18 protein-coding genes and 1 pseudogene are annotated in these 18,498 nt (G+C 60.5%); 13 read left to right on the forward strand and 6 right to left on the reverse strand.

Annotated elements, in window-relative coordinates; all coding sequences use genetic code 11:
* Positions 1-133 precede the first annotated feature (133 nt).
* Entirely contained in the window at positions 134-1,150 is a 1,017-nt protein-coding gene (locus HBJ59_RS11455) for a LacI family DNA-binding transcriptional regulator (RefSeq protein ID WP_167663616.1), read from the reverse strand.
* A 144-nt stretch (positions 1,151-1,294) separates the two neighbouring features.
* Here HBJ59_RS11455 and HBJ59_RS11460 point away from each other — a divergent pair, with 144 nt between their 5' ends.
* Together HBJ59_RS11460 and HBJ59_RS11465 are read left to right on the forward strand one after the other, a co-directional pair.
* The gene (locus HBJ59_RS11460) at positions 1,295-1,900 is read left to right on the forward strand and encodes a TetR/AcrR family transcriptional regulator (protein WP_076015206.1); all 606 of its coding nucleotides are present in this window, start codon (positions 1,295-1,297) and stop codon (positions 1,898-1,900) included.
* Positions 1,901-2,111: 211 nt separating this feature from the next.
* Positions 2,112-2,570 (forward strand): transposase, encoded by a 459-nt coding sequence (locus tag HBJ59_RS11465; protein ID WP_167663618.1) that lies wholly within the window; start codon positions 2,112-2,114, stop codon positions 2,568-2,570.
* A 126-nt stretch (positions 2,571-2,696) separates the two neighbouring features.
* Here the strand turns inward: HBJ59_RS11465 and HBJ59_RS11470 are convergent, their stop codons facing one another.
* Positions 2,697-3,137 carry a heme-binding protein gene (locus HBJ59_RS11470; RefSeq protein ID WP_093207568.1) on the reverse strand — a complete coding sequence of 147 codons (441 nt, stop codon included), beginning with the start codon at positions 3,135-3,137 and terminating at the stop codon, positions 2,697-2,699.
* A 267-nt stretch (positions 3,138-3,404) separates the two neighbouring features.
* Here HBJ59_RS11470 and gcl point away from each other — a divergent pair, with 267 nt between their 5' ends.
* From gcl to HBJ59_RS11510, 8 genes are all read left to right on the forward strand, one after another.
* A complete protein-coding gene (gene gcl / locus HBJ59_RS11475) occupies positions 3,405-5,180 on the forward strand; it encodes a glyoxylate carboligase (protein ID WP_076015203.1) in 1,776 nt (591 codons plus the stop codon).
* A gap of 10 nt (positions 5,181-5,190) precedes the next feature.
* Entirely contained in the window at positions 5,191-5,973 is a 783-nt protein-coding gene (gene hyi / locus HBJ59_RS11480; protein WP_076015202.1) for a hydroxypyruvate isomerase, read from the forward strand.
* A gap of 176 nt (positions 5,974-6,149) precedes the next feature.
* Positions 6,150-7,040: a 2-hydroxy-3-oxopropionate reductase gene (locus HBJ59_RS11485; protein ID WP_167663620.1), complete on the forward strand. Its 891-nt coding sequence runs from the start codon at positions 6,150-6,152 to the stop codon at positions 7,038-7,040.
* A gap of 178 nt (positions 7,041-7,218) precedes the next feature.
* The gene (locus HBJ59_RS11490) at positions 7,219-8,514 is read left to right on the forward strand and encodes a glycerate kinase (protein WP_167663622.1); all 1,296 of its coding nucleotides are present in this window, start codon (positions 7,219-7,221) and stop codon (positions 8,512-8,514) included.
* Positions 8,504-9,919 carry a pyruvate kinase gene (pyk, locus tag HBJ59_RS11495; RefSeq protein WP_076015200.1) on the forward strand — a complete coding sequence of 472 codons (1,416 nt, stop codon included), beginning with the start codon at positions 8,504-8,506 and terminating at the stop codon, positions 9,917-9,919. The genes HBJ59_RS11490 and pyk overlap by 11 nt, the downstream gene beginning before the upstream one ends.
* A 129-nt stretch (positions 9,920-10,048) precedes the next feature.
* Entirely contained in the window at positions 10,049-10,924 is an 876-nt protein-coding gene (locus HBJ59_RS11500) for an urea transporter (RefSeq protein WP_167663623.1), read from the forward strand.
* A gap of 31 nt (positions 10,925-10,955) precedes the next feature.
* Positions 10,956-11,780, forward strand: a complete 825-nt coding sequence (locus tag HBJ59_RS11505; RefSeq protein ID WP_076015198.1) for an ion transporter — start codon at positions 10,956-10,958, stop codon at positions 11,778-11,780.
* A gap of 105 nt (positions 11,781-11,885) precedes the next feature.
* Positions 11,886-12,890: a sulfate ABC transporter substrate-binding protein gene (locus HBJ59_RS11510; protein ID WP_076015197.1), complete on the forward strand. Its 1,005-nt coding sequence runs from the start codon at positions 11,886-11,888 to the stop codon at positions 12,888-12,890.
* Positions 12,891-13,046: 156 nt separating this feature from the next.
* On the opposite strand, the gene HBJ59_RS11515 is transcribed toward HBJ59_RS11510, so the two are convergent.
* The gene (locus tag HBJ59_RS11515) at positions 13,047-13,661 is read right to left on the reverse strand and encodes a DUF5666 domain-containing protein (RefSeq protein WP_167663624.1); all 615 of its coding nucleotides are present in this window, start codon (positions 13,659-13,661) and stop codon (positions 13,047-13,049) included.
* Between the two features lie 178 nt (positions 13,662-13,839).
* Between HBJ59_RS11515 and HBJ59_RS11520 the strand changes: the two genes are divergently transcribed.
* Complete coding sequence (locus HBJ59_RS11520; protein WP_167663625.1) at positions 13,840-15,036, forward strand: MFS transporter; 1,197 nt, start codon at positions 13,840-13,842, stop codon at positions 15,034-15,036.
* Here HBJ59_RS11520 and HBJ59_RS11525 read toward each other — a convergent pair whose 3' ends face one another.
* Together HBJ59_RS11525 and HBJ59_RS11530 are read right to left on the reverse strand one after the other, a co-directional pair.
* On the reverse strand, positions 15,037-15,441 hold the full coding sequence (locus tag HBJ59_RS11525; protein ID WP_017477502.1) for a type II toxin-antitoxin system HicB family antitoxin: 405 nt from the start codon (positions 15,439-15,441) through the stop codon (positions 15,037-15,039). It lies immediately after the preceding gene.
* A gap of 21 nt (positions 15,442-15,462) precedes the next feature.
* Positions 15,463-15,651, reverse strand: a complete 189-nt coding sequence (locus HBJ59_RS11530) for a type II toxin-antitoxin system HicA family toxin (protein WP_026077965.1) — start codon at positions 15,649-15,651, stop codon at positions 15,463-15,465.
* Positions 15,652-15,866: 215 nt separating this feature from the next.
* Between HBJ59_RS11530 and HBJ59_RS11535 the strand changes: the two genes are divergently transcribed.
* Positions 15,867-16,745 carry a LysR family transcriptional regulator gene (locus tag HBJ59_RS11535; RefSeq protein ID WP_167663626.1) on the forward strand — a complete coding sequence of 293 codons (879 nt, stop codon included), beginning with the start codon at positions 15,867-15,869 and terminating at the stop codon, positions 16,743-16,745.
* Positions 16,745-16,852, forward strand: a pseudogene (locus HBJ59_RS31475) (transcriptional regulator); the annotation flags it as partial. The gene HBJ59_RS11535 and the pseudogene HBJ59_RS31475, both read left to right, overlap by 1 nt.
* On the opposite strand, the gene HBJ59_RS11540 reads toward HBJ59_RS31475, so the two are convergent.
* Complete coding sequence (locus HBJ59_RS11540) at positions 16,828-18,306, reverse strand: M10 family metallopeptidase C-terminal domain-containing protein (protein WP_167663627.1); 1,479 nt, start codon at positions 18,304-18,306, stop codon at positions 16,828-16,830. The pseudogene HBJ59_RS31475 and the gene HBJ59_RS11540 sit on opposite strands and share 25 nt — an antisense overlap.
* Between the last annotated feature and the right edge of the window lie 192 nt (positions 18,307-18,498).

Raw genomic sequence — 18,498 nt, forward strand, 5'->3', positions numbered from 1 at the left:
AGCGATGATTGCACACGTGTGCAAACGTCTTGGAAAAAAAAGTGAGGGCAAGCCTTTTGCGAAGACCAACCCATCACCGATTACTGCTCATACAACACGAAATAAATTTTCTCTTCAAGTGCATTATGAAATTTTATTTCTGGAACCGAGTGCTTCCGCGCTCAATCAGCGTCACCGGCACTGGCTCGAACTCGGCGATTCGCATGAAATTCTCGCCCCGCGCCACAATCGCATTCACCGCCCGTTGCGCCAGTTGCACGCTGTCCTGGCGCACGGTGGTCAGGTCGTAGGCCAGTTGCGAGGCTTGGGCGATGTCGTCAAACCCGATCACCTGCACCTGTTGCGGCACTTGTATGTTCAGGGTGAAGCGCAGCGCATCGAGTGCGCCCAGGGCCAGCATATCGGTCGCACAAAAGATTCCGTCGGGACCTTCGCCCTGGCTGAACAACGCCAGCAATGCCTGGATTCCGCCCTGGTAGCCCGGGGTTTCATTGAACACCGTCTGCGCTTCGATACCGGCTTCAGCCAAGCGCTCGGCAAATCCCAACCAACGCTCCCGGCTGCTGAAATTGTGCTCGCCCTGGCCAATGAACGCCAGGCGCCTGGCCCTACCCTTGAGCAGCGCCTCGGCCGCCATCCGCCCACCAGCACGGTTATCGCTGCCGACGACTTCAGCGCCAGCCAGCTCATGGCCTCGGTTGATCATGGCCACCGGAATCTGCCGGTCCAGATAATGCTGGACCACCGACAGGGGCGGCGAGGCCGAGGTCAGAATCACCCCGGCAATCTGGTAACTCAGCAAGGCGTGCAACGATTGCTCAAGCTGCTGCGGATCATCGGCATTCATCAGCAACGGCATCAAGCCGCGACGGCTCAGGCTGTGGGCGATGGGGCTCAAGAGGCTGGCACGAAAGGCGCTGTCAAAACCCGCCGTGACCACGCCGACAAAGTTGCTGCTCCCCTTGTTCATGGTGCGGGCGATCATGTTGACCTGATAACCCAGGGCCTTGGCCGCAGCCAGGACTTTTTCGCGGGTCGCCGGGGCTACGCTGGCGCCAGCGGTGAACGTACGCGAGACCGCCGAACGGGACACACCGGCATGCCGGGCCACATCAAGGGCCGTAATCACGTTTTTGTCAGAAGCGTCCATGGTCAACCGCCCACTGCGAAAGAGGCGTTACGTTAATGGCAAACGCACCTCAAGGAAAGCGTGCGACAGGTGCATTCTTGAGGCTCGCGCAAAGCCGGTGCTACCATGCCCGACCGCCTGTCTTGGCAAGGAATGACCTGGTCTATGAGCACCATTCGCGAGCGCAACAAAGAACTGATCCTGCGGGCTGCCAGTGAGGAGTTTGCCGACAAGGGCTTCGCCGCGACCAAAACCAGCGACATCGCCGCCAAGGCCGGGCTGCCCAAGCCCAACGTCTACTACTACTTCAAGTCCAAGGACAACCTCTACCGCGAGGTGCTCGAAAGCATTATCGAGCCGATCCTGGCGGCCTCCACACCGTTCAATCCCGATGGCGACCCCAAGGAAGTGCTGAGCGGGTACATTCGCTCGAAGATCTGCATCTCCCGGGATTTGCCGTTTGCCTCGAAAGTGTTTGCCAGCGAAATCATGCACGGCGCCCCGCATTTGAGCCCCGAGCAGGTGGAACAGCTGAATGCCCAGGCCAAGCACAACATCGACTGCATTCAGAGCTGGGTGGACCGAGGGCTGATTGCAGAGATTGATCCGCATCATTTGATGTTCAGTATCTGGGCGGCGACGCAGACGTATGCGGATTTTGACTGGCAGATTTCAGCGGTGACCGGGAAGGTCAAGCTGGATGACGCGGATTATGAGGCGGCGGCGCAGACGATTATTCGGTTGGTGCTTAAAGGGTGTGAGCCGGACTGATAGACCGCAGCGCCTTCAAGATTCGCGAGCAAGCCCGCTCCCACATTTGGATTTGTGCCAGACATAAATTGTTTAAACGACGCAGATCCAATGTGGGAGCGGGCTTGCTCGCGAAAGCGCCCTCCCAGACACATCCTGCACAAAGCCAGACCATCATCCCCAGATTCCCCAACCTAGCCTCTCAGGACACTTTCTGAAGAGAGGCAAAGGAATGCCTGATCCAGCTGCTTCACATCGCCTGCGTATCGGGCGATTCAGCGAATCCAACCGCATTTACCTGATCACCACCAACACCCACGAACGCGTGCCAATATTCAGTGACTTTTATCTGGGCCGGCTGGTGGTCTGGCAATTCAGGGTCGCCCAATACCAAGGGTTGGCGAACTCACTGGCCTGGGTGATCATGCCCGACCACTTTCACTGGTTGATCGAGCTGCAAAAAGGCTCATTGGGAGACCTGATGTGCCAAGTGAAGTCCAAAAGCACTCGAACCGTTAATGGCGCTACCGGCCGCAAAGGTCGGCTTTGGCAAACCAGCTTTCATGATCGGGCGCTGCGCAAGGACGATGACTTGGTGAAGATGGCTCGGTATGTAGTGGCTAACCCATTGAGAGCCGGGTTGGTGGAGCGGATTGGCGACTATCCGTTGTGGGATGCGGTTTGGGTTTAGAGCCGGGACCGAGTTGCCGCTTTCGCGAGCAAGCCCGCTCCCACATTTGACCGCATTCCAAAGCTGGAACTCGGTAAAATGTGGGAGCGGGCTTGCTCGCGAAGAGGCCCTCCCAGTCACCTCAAATCAAGCACTAACCCCCGCATCCGCCCACAACCCCTGCCCCTCAATCGCACTGATCGCACACTGCTCATCAATATCCGACGTATCCCCGCTGATCCCGATCGCCCCCAGCACCACGCCCTCCTGATCCCGAATCAATACCCCGCCCGGTGCCGGCACCACGCTGCCCTGCCCCAAACTATTCAACGCCGCAATAAACGCCGGCCGCTGCTGCGCATCCAGCGCCAGCAGCCGCGAGCCCTTGCCCAGGGCAATCGCACCCCAGGCCTTGCCGATCGCGATCTGCGGGCGCAACAGGCTCGCGCCATCTTCGCGTTGCAACGTAATCAAATGCCCGCCGCTGTCGAGTACCGCAATGGTCAGCGGCGCTGACGAAATGGTGCGGCCTGCCGCGATGGCGTGGCTGGCCAGGTTGACTGCGACTTTCAAGGTTAAAGCGCTCATGGGTGCCGTCCTTATCTTGTTATGGGAAAGCCGTGGGGCTCTGTTTGATCAAAAGCAGGATCAAACAAATAGAACACAATAGATTTATTTTTTGTATACAATATTTCGAAACATACGCACCACACGTCGAAATATTCCTGTCCAGAAGCCTTCCGACGAACGTAAAGGCCACCCAAGAAAATGGATTGACCTGCCACGCTCGCCGTGAATACACTTCAGACCAACACCACTTGTATACAATTACAAAACGCAAGAGGCACCAAAACCATGAGCAAAATGAGAGCAATCGAAGCCGCTGTCCTGGTGATGCGCCGTGAAGGGGTCGACACCGCCTTCGGTATCCCGGGCGCCGCGATCAACCCGCTGTATTCGGCCTTGCAGAAGGTCGGTGGCATCGATCACGTCCTTGCTCGCCACGTTGAAGGCGCCTCGCACATGGCCGAGGGCTACACCCGCACCAAGGCCGGCAATATCGGCGTGTGCATCGGCACGTCGGGCCCGGCGGGCACTGACATGGTCACCGGTCTGTACAGCGCCTGGGCCGACTCGATCCCGATCCTGTGCATCACCGGCCAGGCGCCCCGTGCTCGGATGCACAAGGAAGATTTCCAGGCTGTCGACATCACCAGCATCGTCAAGCCGGTGACCAAGTGGGCAACCATGGTGATGGAGCCCGGCCAGGTGCCGTATGCCTTCCAGAAAGCCTTCTATGAAATGCGCTCCGGTCGCCCAGGCCCAGTGCTGATCGACCTGCCATTCGACGTACAAATGGCCGAGATCGAATTCGACATCGACGCCTACCAGCCGCTGCCCCTGGCCAAGCCGTTGGCGACCCGCATCCAGGTGGAAAAAGCCCTGGCCCTGCTGGACCAGGCCGAACGCCCATTGCTGGTGAGCGGTGGCGGCGTGATCAACGCCGACGCCAGCGAACTGCTGGTGGAATTCGCCGAATTGACCGGCATTCCGGTGATCCCGACCCTGATGGGCTGGGGCACGATTCCGGACGATCACCCACAGATGGTGGGCATGGTCGGCCTGCAAACCTCCCACCGTTATGGCAACGCGACGATGCTCAAATCGGACGTGGTGCTGGGCATCGGCAACCGCTGGGCCAACCGTCACACCGGTTCGGTGGAGGTGTACACCGAGGGCCGCAAATTCATTCACGTGGACATCGAGCCGACGCAAATCGGCCGCGTATTCACCCCGGACCTGGGCATCGTTTCCGACGCCGGCTCTGCCCTGACCATGTTCATTGAAGTGGCCCGCGAGTGGAAAGCCGCCGGCAAGCTCAAGGACCGCAGCGCCTGGCTGCACGACTGCCAGCAGCGCAAGGCCACCCTGCACCGCAAGACCCACTTCGACAACGTGCCGGTCAAGCCGCAGCGGGTATACGAAGAGATGAACCAGGTGTTCGGCAAAGACACCTGCTACGTCAGCACCATCGGCCTGTCGCAGATTGCCGGCGCGCAGTTCCTGCACGTGTACAAACCCCGTCACTGGATCAACTGCGGCCAGGCCGGCCCGCTCGGCTGGACGATTCCGGCGGCGCTGGGTGTGGTCAAGGCTGATCCGACCCGCAAAGTCGTGGCGCTGTCCGGCGACTATGACTTCCAGTTCATGATCGAAGAACTGGCGGTGGGCGCGCAGTTCAAGCTGCCGTACATCCACGTGGTGGTGAACAACTCCTACCTGGGCCTGATCCGCCAGGCCCAGCGCGGGTTTGAAATGGACTACTGCGTGCAGCTGTCCTTCGACAACCTCAACGCGCCGGAACTCAACGGTTATGGGGTCGACCATGTGGCCGTCGCCGAAGGCCTGGGTTGCAAGGCCCTGCGCGTATTCGAGCCAGGTCAGATCCAGCCTGCACTGCGCAAGGCCCAGGAAATGATCGAAGAGTTCAAGGTGCCGGTGATCGTTGAAATCATTCTGGAGCGGGTGACCAATATTTCCATGGGCACCGAGATCAACGCCGTCAACGAATTCGAAGATCTGGCACTGGTGGGCAACGACGCACCGACTGCCATTTCACTGCTCGATTAAGGAGAACCCCATGCCGCGTTTTGCCGCCAACCTGTCCATGCTGTTTACCGAACAGGACTTTCTTGCCCGTTTCAAAGCCGCCGCCGACGCGGGGTTCAGTGGTGTGGAATACCTGTTTCCCTATGAGTTCAGCTCGGCTGAAATCAAGGCGCAACTCGATGCCCACGGACTGACCCAAGTGCTGTTCAACCTGCCGGCCGGTGACTGGGCCAAGGGCGAACGCGGCCTGGCGTGCCACCCGCATCGGGTCGAGGAATTCCGTGCCGGGGTCAACCTGGCTATCGCCTATGCCCAGGTGCTGGGCAATACCCAGATCAACTGCCTGGCGGGGATTCGTCCTGCCGGTGTGGATGACGCCACCCTGGAAAAAACCTTCGTCGCCAACCTCAAGTACGCCGCCGACAAGCTGCAAGCGGTGGGCATCCGGCTTGTGATGGAGATGATCAACACCCGCGACATTCCGGGCTTCTACCTGAACAACACGGCGCAGGCCCTGTCGATTCGCGAGCAGGTGGGCAGTGCCAATCTGTTCCTGCAATACGACATCTATCACATGCAAATCATGGAAGGCGACCTGGCCCGCACCATGGCCGCGCACCTGGGTGAGATCAACCACATCCAGCTGGCGGACAACCCGGGGCGCAACGAGCCGGGCACCGGTGAGATCAACTACCGCTTCCTGTTCGAACATTTGGACCGCATTGGTTATCAGGGTTGGGTCGGCTGTGAGTACAAGCCGTTGACCACCACTGAAGCCGGGCTGGGATGGCTCAAAAGCCACAACGCGATCTAACTGAACAAACACAGCACCCAATGTGGGAGCGGGCTTGCTCGCGAAAGCGGTGGATCAGTCGACATCAATGCTGAATGTCGGCCCCCATTCGCGAGCAAGCCCGCTCCCACAGTGGATCTCCTGTGTTTAGCAGGCCGCGCCAGGCCCGCATACCTAACAATAAGAGGATTTTCATCATGGCTAAAATCGGATTTATCGGCACCGGCATCATGGGCCAACCCATGGCCGCCAACCTGCAAAAGGCCGGTCACCAACTGTTCCTTTCCGAGCACCATGGCAAGGCCCCGGCTGAATTGATCGACGCTGGCGCGGTGGCCCTGGCCAACCCGCAGCAAGTGGCTCAGGAAGCCGAATTCATCATCGTCATGGTGCCCGACACCCCGCAGGTCGATGATGTGCTGTTCCGCGCCGACGGCGTTGCTGCAGGCCTTGGGCCGAACAAAGTAGTGATCGACATGAGCTCGATCTCGCCCACCGCCACCAAAGCCTTCGCCGCGAAGATCAACGAGACCGGCGCACGCTACCTCGACGCACCGGTCTCAGGTGGTGAAGTCGGCGCCAAGGCCGGCACCCTGAGCATCATGATCGGCGGCGACCCGCACACCTTCGAACGCGCCCTGCCGCTGTTCCAGGCCATGGGCAAGAACATCACCCTGGTGGGCGGCAATGGCGATGGCCAGACCGCCAAAGTGGCCAACCAGATCATCGTTGCCCTGAACATCCAGGCGGTGGCCGAAGCGCTGCTGTTCGCCTCGAAGAACGGCGCCGACCCGGCCAAGGTGCGTGAAGCGCTGATGGGCGGTTTTGCTTCGTCGAAAATCCTCGAAGTGCATGGCGAGCGGATGATCAAGGGCACCTTCGACCCGGGCTTCCGCATCAGCCTGCACCAGAAGGATTTGAACCTGGCGCTGGCGGGTGCCAAGGAGCTGGGAATCAACCTGCCGAACACCGCCGGCACCCAACAGGTATTCAGCACCTGCGCCGCAATCGGTGGCGGCAACTGGGACCACTCGGCGCTGATCAAGGGACTGGAACATATGGCGAATTTTTCGATTCGCGATAAATAACGCCCGTTGAAATGCGATCGAATGTGGGAGCGGGCTTGCTCGCGAAAGCGGTGTATCAGTCAGCATGGATGTCGAATGGTAGACCGCTTTCGCGAGCAAGCCCGCTCCCACATTTTTGACCGCATTTCACATCGAATTTGAGTCACCCCTAATAACAAGAATCCCCGGGAGCCCGCTTATGTCGGTCGATCCGCAACACCTGCTTCGCGAGCTGTTTGCCACAGCCATCGACGCCGCCCACCCCCGGCAAGTCCTCGAACCCTATCTGCCCGCCGACCGCAGCGGCCGCGTCATCGTAATCGGCGCCGGCAAAGCCGCCGCCGCCATGGCGCTGGTGGTGGAAAACGGCTGGCAAGGCGAAGTCACAGGCCTGGTGGTCACCCGCTACGGCCACGGCGCGCCCTGCAAGAAAATCGAAGTGGTCGAAGCCGCGCACCCGGTGCCGGATGCCGCAGGCCAGGCCGTAGCAAAACGTGTGCTGGAACTGATCAGCAACCTCAGCGAAGACGACCGCGTGATCTTCCTGCTCTCCGGCGGTGGCTCTGCGCTGCTCGCCCTTCCGGCCGCCGGTATCACCCTGGCGGACAAGCAAGCGATCAACAAAGCCCTGCTCAAATCCGGCGCCGCCATTGACGAGATGAACTGCGTACGCAAGCACCTCTCTGCGATCAAGGGCGGTCGCTTGGCCAAGGCCAGCTGGCCGGCCACGGTCTACACCTATGCGATTTCCGATGTGCCGGGTGACCAGGCCACCGTCATCGCTTCGGGCCCCACCGTCGCCGACCCGAGCACCTCGCAACAGGCGTTGGCGATCCTCAAGCGCTACCAGATTGAAATCCCGGCGTCCGTACGCACCTGGCTGCAAAGCCCGGAGTCGGAAACCGTCAAGCCCGGCGACCCGGTGCTCGCCCGCAGCCATTTCCAGCTGATCGCGCGCCCGCAGCAATCCCTGGAAGCCGTGGCGGTGAAAGTCCGCCAGGCCGGTTTCAGCCCGCTGATCCTCGGCGACCTGGAAGGCGAAGCCCGAGACGTGGCCAAGGTGCACGCCGGTATCGCCCGGCAAATCATCCAGCACGGCCAGCCGTTGGCGGCGCCTTGCGTGATCCTTTCTGGCGGTGAAACCACCGTGACCGTGCGCGGCAACGGCCGTGGCGGACGCAATGCCGAATTCCTGCTGAGCCTCACCGACAGCCTCAAGGGCCTGCCCGGCGTCTACGCCCTGGCGGGTGACACCGACGGCATCGACGGTTCCGAAGACAACGCCGGCGCAATCATGACACCCACCAGCTACGCCCGCGCCGAAGCCCTGGGCTTGAGCGCCCGCGATGAGCTGGACAACAACAATGGCTACGGCTACTTCGCGGCCCTCGACGGCTTGATCATCACTGAGCCGACCCGCACCAACGTCAACGATTTTCGCGCCATTCTGATTCTAGAGAGCCCTGAAAGAGAGTCCCCTGAACATGACGCCTGACAAGAAGGTCAAGATCCTCGCCACGCTGGGCCCCGCCACCGACAGCATCGACGACATCCGCGAGCTGGTGGAAGCCGGGGTGAACATCTTCCGGCTGAACTTCAGTCATGGCGACCATGCCGATCACGCTCAGCGCTACCAGTGGATTCGCCAGGTGGAGCGCCAGCTCAACTATCCCCTCGGCATCCTCATGGACCTGCAAGGCCCGAAGCTGCGGGTCGGGCGTTTTGCCGAAGGCAAGGTGCAACTGATTCGCGGCCAGGCCCTGCGCCTGGACTTGGACCCGACACCCGGTGACCAGCGTCGGGTCAACCTGCCGCACCCGGAAATCATCGCGGCCCTGAAGCCCGGCATGGACCTGCTGCTGGACGACGGCAAGCTGCGCCTGCGGGTGATCACCAAGCACGCCGACGCCATCGACACCACCGTGCTCAATGGCGGCGAACTGTCAGACCGCAAAGGCGTGAACGTGCCCCAGGCGTTGCTGGAACTCAGCCCGCTGACCCCCAAGGACCGCCGCGACCTCAGCTTCGGCCTGGAACTGGGTGTGGACTGGGTGGCGCTGTCGTTTGTGCAACGCCCGGAAGATATTCGCGAAGCCCGCGAGTTGATCGGTGACAAGGCGTTCCTGATGGCAAAGATCGAGAAACCATCGGCGGTGCAGCGCCTGCGGGAAATCGCCGAGTTGAGCGACGCGATCATGGTCGCCAGAGGGGACCTGGGGGTGGAAGTGCCGGCGGAGAGCGTGCCGCAAATCCAGAAGGACATCATTGGCGTCTGCCGTCAGCTGGGTAAACCGGTGGTGGTGGCCACGCAGATGCTCGAGTCCATGCGCTTCTCCCCGGCGCCGACCCGCGCCGAGGTCACTGACGTGGCCAACGCCGTGGCCGAAGGCGCGGATGCGGTGATGCTCTCGGCAGAAACCGCTTCCGGCGAATACCCGCTGGAAGCGGTGCTGATGATGAGCAAGATCATTCGCCAAGTGGAAAACGGCCCGGACTACCAGACGCAACTGGATGTCAGCCGGCCCAAGGCGGATGCCACGGTGTCGGACGCCATCAGCTGCGCGATTCGCCGTATCAGCAGCATCCTGCCGGTGGCGGTGCTGGTGAACTACAGCGAGTCGGGCAGCTCCAGCCTGCGGGCGGCGCGGGAACGGCCGGCGGTGCCGATTCTCAACCTGACGCCGAACCTGTCGACGGCGCGGCGCTTGAGCGTGGCGTGGGGCGTGCATTCGGTGGTGAATGATCGGCTGCGGCAGGTGGATGAGGTGTGTTCCACGGCGCTGGAAATTGCCCAGGCACAAGGAATGGCGCAGCGTGGGGATACGTTGGTGATAACCGCGGGGGTGCCGTTTGGGCAGCCGGGGTCGACCAATTCGTTGCGGATCGAGACGTTGATCTAATCCCCTGTGGCGAGGGAGCTTGCTCCCGCTGGACTGCGCAGCAGGCCCATCTTTTGGGGCCGCTGCGCGCCCCAGCGGGAGCAAGCTCCCTCGCCACAAGATTCGGCGCTTTCCTGCAGATTATTGATCATGCCCAACCAATCCTGCCCCGACTGGGCCGAAGCCCTGCTCAACGGCTTCAGCCAAATATTCCTCCAGCGCCACCCGCTGTGTGGCCTGCTCTGCCTGCTGGCAATCCTGATCGGCGCCCCGCCCCTGCTCGGCGGTGCACTGCTGGGCGGTGTGGCCGGTTTGCTGACCGCCCAACGCCGCGGCTATCCCAAGGCCGAGCGCCAAGCCGGCCTCTATAGCTATAACGGCGTGCTACTCGGCTTGCTGATCAGCCAGCATTTCACCTGGTCGGCACTGATACCGCCGCTGATCCTCGCCTGCGGTGGCCTCAGCGCAATCCTCACCCGCCAATGGCTCAAACGCGCCGCCAACCCTGACGATCTGCCCGCCTACACCACACCGTTTGTGGTGCTCGGCTGGCTATTGCTCGGCACCGCCCCGCCCACCGCATTCGCCGCCAGCGAACCGGGCACCTGGGCACTGCTCTGCGCACCGTTTAACGGCCTCGCCCAAGTCATTCTGCTTAACCAACCCTTGGCCGGCCTGTTGATCGCCCTCGGCCTGCTGCTCGCCAGCCGCCGCGCTGCGTTATGGGCGCTGGCCGGCGCGAGCTTCGGCGTGCTGGTCGCCCTGCTGATGGACGAACCCGCCAGCGCCCTGCTTGGCCTGCACAGCTATAACCCGGCACTGGCGGCATTGGCCCTCAGCCAGCATCGCCGCCAACCCTGGCTGCCGCTGATCGGTATCCTGCTGGCGATCATCCTCACGCCTGGCTTCACCGGCCTGAACCTGCCCGCGCTGACCGCGCCGTTTATCCTCGCCACCTGGCTGGTGCGCGCCAGCCATCGGGTGATGCACAAAGCCCGCATGGACAGCCCCTTCGAATCCCCCTAGGCTTGCTCGACATTCGATTCAGGCGGGTTTTATGGACAGCAACAACGACTGGCGTCAGCGGCTCTACGTCATGGTATTCCAAAGCGACACCGTCGCCGGGCGGCGCTTTGATGGCATCCTGCTGCTGATCATTCTCGCCAGCCTGGTGATCGTGATGCTCGACAGCATCGACCAGGTGCACCAGAACTACGCTGATGTGCTGGCCTATATCGAGTGGGGCTTCACGCTGATCTTTCTGATCGAGTACGGGTTGCGTCTGTACTGCTCGCCCAAACCCTTGCGTTATGCCTTCAGCTTTTACGGGCTGGTGGACTTGCTGGCCATTGTCCCCGGCATCCTGGCGCTGTATTACAGCGACGCGCAGTACCTGCTGATCATCCGGATCATTCGGATGCTGCGGATTTTCCGTGTGCTCAAGCTCAGCCCGTACCTCAAGCAAGCCAACTACCTGATGGCGGCGCTGCGGGGCAGCAAGCAGAAGATCGTGGTGTTCCTGGTCAGCGTCTGCACCCTGGTCACGGTGTTCGGCACCTTGATGTACGTGATCGAAGGCCCGGAACACGGCTTTACCAGCATTCCCAAAGGCATCTATTGGGCGATCGTGACCCTGACCACCGTGGGGTTTGGCGATATCGTGCCGAAGACCCCGCTGGGCCAGGTGATTTCGTCATTGGTGATGATCACCGGTTACTCGATCATCGCCGTGCCCACCGGGATCTTCACTGCCGAACTGGCCAATGCCATGCGGGGTGACGCGCTGCAAACCGATTGCCCGGTGTGCAAGAAAAACAGCCATGAGCCGAACGCCGCGTTTTGCTCACGCTGTGGTAACGGGCTTTTCAAGAAAGTGGAATAAGCAAAGTTCTTTTTAATATTTAAGCGACTATGCGCCCCCCGTTATAGTCGCTGGCATATTGCCCCTACATCGTCGACAACCTTCTCGAACAACAAGGAATGAGCAGTGAAAAAACTCGTTAGCGCCTCTCTCCTGGCCGCCGGCCTCGCACTGGCTGGCGTCGTCCAGGCCGCCCCGGTCACTCTGCTCAACGTCTCCTACGACGTGATGCGCGACTTCTACAAAGACTACAACGCCGCCTTCCAGAAGCACTGGGCCGCCGAGCATCCAGACGACAAGCTGACGCTGCAGATGTCTTTCGGTGGCTCGAGCAAACAGGCGCGCTCGGTGATCGACGGCCTGCCGGCAGACGTGATCACCATGAACATGGCCACCGACATCAACGCCCTGGCCGACAACGGCAAGCTGGTGCCGGACAACTGGGTCACCCGCCTGCCGAACAACAGCGCGCCGTTCACCTCGGCCACGGTGTTCATCGTGCGTAAAGGCAACCCGAAAGCCCTGAAAGACTGGCCGGATCTGGTCAAGGACGGCGTACAAGTCATCGTGCCGAACCCGAAAACTTCCGGTAACGGCCGCTACACCTACCTGTCGGCCTGGGGTTATGTGCTGAAGAACGGTGGTGACGAGGAGAAGGCCAAGAAGTTCGTGGGCGACCTGTTCAAACACGCCCCCGTGCTGGACACCGGTGGCCGTGCCGCTACCACCACGTTCATGACCAACCAGATCGGCGACGTACTGGTGACGTTTGAGAACGAAGCAGAAATGATCGCCCGTGAATTTGGCCGTGATCAGTTCGAAGTGATCTACCCAAGCGTCTCCGCCGAGGCTGAGCCGCCGGTGTCGATCGTCGACAAAGTAGTCGAGAAAAAAGGCACCAAAGTGGCTGCCGAGGAATACCTGAAATACCTGTGGTCGCCAGAAGGCCAGGAAATTGCCGCCAACAACTACCTGCGTCCACGTGACCCGAAAGTACTGGCCAAGTACACCGACCGTTTCCCGAAAGTCGACTTCCTGTCGGTCGAGAAGACCTTTGGTGACTGGCGCACCGTGCAGAAGACCCACTTCAATGATGGTGGGGTTTTTGACCAGATCTACTCCGGCCAATAAGCAGTTCTGACTGGAGAAACCTGGTCAAAAATGTGGGAGCGGGCTTGCTCGCGAATGCGGTGGATCAGTCGGTACATCCGGTGACTGTCACACCGCATTCGCGAGCAAGTCGAATCGTCGCACCGCCGCTCCCACATTTGTTTCAGTGTTCAGCGGTTACATCGGCGGTGTCACGCCATCCTTGCCCGCAGAAATCGCCTGGGCCGTCACGCTCCCATCCGCGCCCTTCGCCGCAAACATCACCACTTTCACCCCCGGCTTCAGCAAGCTGCGATCACCCGGCTCCAGGTTGACGATCGGCACATCGTCCGGCACCACGATCTTCTGCTCGCCGCCCTTGTACTTGACGGTCAACGTCCGGCCATTGCTCACCACCAGGTCACCCACGGTGCCGTTGGTCATGCTGCTGCCTTCCTTCAGGTCGAACGCCCGATGCCCGTCGCCCGTACCCGCCATGGCCGGTGGAAACACATGCACTTCCAGCGCCGTCAGGGTGCCATCCGCGTTCGGCATGGCCGCCGAACCGATGTAACTGCCCGGCTTGATGTCTTCGATCTTGGCCAGGGTAACGGCGCGCACCAGGGTGTCTTTGGTCAAGTGAACAGTGACGTCTTCTCCGCTGTTGACCTTGACCTGCATCGCGTCGCCGTCCATCGCGGTAATCGCACCCCGCACGCCGATACGCGGGGCATCCGCGGCCTGGGCAACGCCCACGGTCATCAGCGCGGCCAGACTTGAGGCCAAGAGCATCTTGTTGAATATCGTCTTCATGGCAGTCGATTTCCTGTTTATGCAGTTGTGACTGAATGTATCATCGACCTTCAGCCCGAAAGTTAACGTTTCAGTCATTAATTCCCGGCATGAGTGTTATCACCACAGACAGGCTACTCGCCCCCAGGCTCAATCATTATTCTCGCTCGCCTCTTTCCTTCGCTTTTATGAGAACGCCATGAACGCCACGCCCCACGCTACAAACACCATGACCCGAGGCATGGTGATGCTGTTTGCGTTCTGTTGCGGCGCAATCGTCGCCAACATCTACTACGCCCAACCGATCATCGAGCTGATCGCCCCGGATATCGGCCTCACGCCGGCCATGGCCAGCCTGATCGTGTCCCTGACCCAGATCGGCTATGCCCTGGGCCTGTTCTTCCTGGTGCCGTTGGGCGACCTGCTGGAAAACCGCCGGCTGATGATCACCACCACCGTGGTGGCCATCGCCAGCCTGCTGGGTGCGGCGTTCACCGAACAGCCGAATCTGTTCCTGCTGGTGTCGCTGCTGATCGGCTTCAGTTCGGTGTCGGTACAAATCCTGATTCCGCTGGCGGCACACCTGGCGCCGGCTGAATCCCGTGGCCGGGTGGTCGGCAGCATCATGGGCGGTTTGCTGCTGGGTATCCTGCTGGCGCGGCCGGTGTCCAGCGTGGTGGCCGACCACTTCGGCTGGCGCGCCATGTTCATGGCCGCCGCGGCCCTGATGGCGTTTATCAGCGTGGTGCTGATGCTGACCATCCCCAAGCGTCAGCCGGATCACGCCGCCAGCTATGGCCAGTTGCTCGGTTCACTGGGCACCCTGTTGCGCCGCCAACCGGTGCTGCGCCAGCGGGCGTTTTACCAAGGCTGCATGTTCGCTACTTTCAGCCTGTTCTGGACCGCCGCCCCGCTGGAACTGTCCCGCAACCACGGCCTGAGCCAGAGCCAGATCGCACTGTTTGCCCTGGTCGGTGCCCTGGGCGCCATCGCCGCCCCCATCGCCGGGCGCCTGGCGGATGCCGGCCACACCCACCGCGCCTCATTGCTGGCGATGCTGTTTGCCGCGCTGAGCTTTCTGCCGGCCTTCGTGCACCCGCTGTACAGCGTGATTGGCCTGGCGGTGACCGGCGTGGTCCTGGACTTCTGCGTGCAGATGAACATGGTCCTCGGCCAACGCGCCATCTACGCCCTCGACGCCAACAGCCGCAGCCGCCTGAACGCGCTGTACATGACCAGCATCTTCATCGGCGGCGCCTTCGGTTCGGCGATTGCCAGCAGCGTGTACGAACACGGCGGCTGGCTGGGGGTGATGCTGGTGGGCAGCGCCTTCCCCCTGGTGGCGTTGTTGCGGTTCTTGAGTGCATCGCGGCAAGGGGCGGTAGCGACTGCCTAGTTACAACCGCACCAACTTCTCCAAAGCCGCATCGGCCAGAAATGACGAGCGGCTTTTCACTTTGTGCTCGCGCACATAACGGTCGATACGCTGGATCACATAGCCGGGCAAGGTCACATTGACCTTCTCGGTCTTGCCCAGATACGGCGAGATGTCGAGCTCCAACATCCCCCAGCCCATGCCGGCGTAGTCCTCATTATCGTGATGGGCGGCCACCGACGTTGGCATCGGAATCACCCGGCCTTCTGCGGCGATCTCTTGCAGCATGATGTGCGCCACTTCAACCGCCGCGTTGTAAGCCTCTTCAAAACTGTCCCCGGCGGTCACCGCACCTGGAATGTCGGGGATCTGAATACCGGTGGCGACAAAGTCATCGCCCCATTCGATACAGATTGGGTATTGCATGGAAAATCTCCTTAAACCGTCCTAAAACGAAAACAGCCCGGCACGTTTCCTGATACTTCGCACGGTGCCCATGGGCAGATCCTTCTTGGGATGGGGCACCGGTATCGTGTACGGGTTATAGCGATGGGTGAAAAGATGATGGCTGCCCGTCACCCGATCCAGCACCCAACCTGCCTCTTGCAGCTCTTTGATCAATAGCCTGCTTTGCACCACAGCCTCCTTGCTCCGGCTCGAATAAAGGTAACTCCAGAGTTATCTTTACTCAAGCACAGAATTCATCAGGCTGACTGGCGGCTGTTTTACCGGATGTTGGAAAAACACCGGATCTATTCCTTTAAGGAATAAATTCTATGCCTCCGAATTGACTTCCACGCTTTTCCTAAAGGCCCCATGATTCCCGAAACGCCACGCCACAAGGACACCCGATGGACCGCCTCACTGCCATGGAAACCTTCGTCCACGTCGTCGAGACCGGCTCGTTTTCCGCTGCCGCAAAACGCATGGGAATCGGCCAGCCCGCCGTTTCCAAAGGCATTGCGCAACTGGAAGCCCGGTTGGCGGTCAGCTTGCTGATGCGCTCCACCCGGGGCCTGACGCCGACCGAGGCCGGGCTGGTATTTTTTGAAAAGGCCAAACGCGCGGTCGACGAAGCCAACGGTGCCGAAGACGCCGCCCGGGGCGTCGGCAACGGCCTGTCGGGCACCCTGCGCGTCAGCGCGGGCGTGACCTTTTCCCGCTTGCAAATCATCCCCAACCTGGGCCCGTTCTTGGATAAACACCCTGGCCTGAACGTCGACGTCGTACTCGACGACCGCCTGCTAAATCTGGTGGAAGAAGGCATTGACGTCGCCCTGCGCATCGGCAACCTGAGTGACTCCGGCCTGACCGCCCGCAAGATCGGCCAAAGCCCCAGCCGGATTTTCGGCACGCCGGCCTATTTCGAACGCCATGGCGAACCCCGTTCCCCGACAGACCTCCTGCACCACCAGGCGGTGATCTATAGCTTGAGCGAAAGCACCTGCTGGACCTTCAATCAAGGTGCGCATCAACACCCGGTGGTCGCTCACGGGCGCCTGCGCGTCACGTCCTCCGAAGGCATCCGCGCAGGGGTGCTGTCCCACCAGGGCGTGGCCATGACCGCCGAATGGATGTTCATGCCGGAGATCGCCAGTGGCGAGGTCAAGGCGGTGCTGACCGACTGGGAACTGCCGCCCCGGGACTTGTGGGCCGTATTACCCACAGGCCGTATGGTCAGTGCCAAGGCCCGGGCGTTTATCGAGTTTGTGGAGGGCGTGTTGTGCTGATGACCCAGGACCTTGATAGCCGTGCCCTTGGACTCACACCCAAGGGTCGAAAGGAACTGGCTTGCCGATTCGGCCTTACTGCTCAAGACGGTTTGGCAAGGCGTTGAAACAACTGCAGCAAGGCTGACAACGTCTTCGTGACCATCTCGCTTAGCTGTGAAAGCAGATCCGGTTTCACATCAATCGACGGCGTCGGCTCCGGAGCCGGTTGCGGCACTACGGTCGGCACTGGCTGCACATTTGGCTTTTGCCCTTGCCACTGCACATCCGCAGGCTTGATCTCGCCAATGCCCTTGACCAGAAAACCGGGAGTGCCACTGCCCTTCAGGTCGATCTCCAGGCTTGAACGCCCCGTCGCAGCGTCATGCTTGAGTATCGCCTCACCCGCCCGGCCACTGAACCGTTCAGTAAACACAAGGCCAGGGACGCCCGCCTCTTTCAAAACGCCCGAGACCTCTATTTTGTCGGTGCCACTGGTAAAGTTCTCGATCAGGTCAGGATTCCGCGGCGTGGAATCACTGGCCTTGTCGTAGGTACAAACGTCCGCCCCGCCGCCGCCGCGCAACGTGTCGCCACCCGCGCCACCCTTGAGCCGGCAGCCACCCTGATTAGCGATCAGCAGATCGTTTCCCGAACCGCCTATGGCGTTCTCGACCAAACAGCCCTTGGCGATGGAAACATTGCCCTTCAAACCACCCACATCCGAAAACGACTCGGCGTTCAAATTGATTGTCTGGTTTTGGGAAAACCCGGAAAAATCCAGCGTATCGTCGCCGCCGCCGTCCCATACACAGAAGAGGGGTTTGTCGCTGGCACTCTTGAGGGTCATGGCCTCACGCTCGGTATTGGAATTAAAACCGTAGGTCGTGTCGGTATTACGGGTTTGGCGATTGGCCCCGTAAAGCCGTTGGGCCGCCGCGATATCATCCATCATCGGCGCGGACGGGTTCAGCGCCTGGAAGTTGTGACCGGATTGGTTTTTCTCCGACCAGTAACTCATCACGCTGCGCGCCTTGGTATCTCCGGCATACACTGCGCCACTGTTGTAACTGGAGCCACCACCGTTGTAGTTACCCGGATGTTGAAGGCCGATGGCGTGGCCGATTTCATGCACGGTGGTCACCGAAAAGTGGCTGCCCAGCGCTGGTGAACCACCAGCCCTCTGCGTGCCGATGGTCGCCGATGTACTGGTGGTGGAACGCGTGGGTAATGTGGCGACGCCACCGTCACCGCGGCGGTTGTTTTTGATGTTTACCGTACCGTCCACACCGTTGGCCCGTTCCCTGAAGGTGATGTTTGCAACATCCTGCCAGGACTGCACCGCGTCGCGTACGCGTCGCTGCTGCTGTGGGGTGAAACTCGGATCGACGGTGTAGGACAGGTCAACTTTCTTGTCGCCGTTGCGGTCGTGAAACCGCTGGTTGTTCCGCGTGATCTGCTTTGCGGCCTGATCCGTGGTGTACGTAGGCTTTGTGTTGGCGCCAAAGCCAAGCGAATCAGGCTCAAACGCCGGAAAACTTTGAAGTAAAGGCCTGAGGGAAACCGCGTCAAAAGTATTCATGAGACAGAGCACTCTTCTAATTAATAAACGAGCCGGAACAATCGGCATCAGCTATTAAATTCTCATGCGTAAAAAGCTCGGGACAGCGCTTATTTGGTTCTCACTGAAACACTTTAACGCGGTGAAACACCCATTAATACATTCAATAAATTACTTGCAATTTAAACAATTCAACACACACGTGCACTGCAA

Source organism: Pseudomonas sp. AN3A02, assembly GCF_011765255.1.
GTDB lineage: Bacteria > Pseudomonadota > Gammaproteobacteria > Pseudomonadales > Pseudomonadaceae > Aquipseudomonas.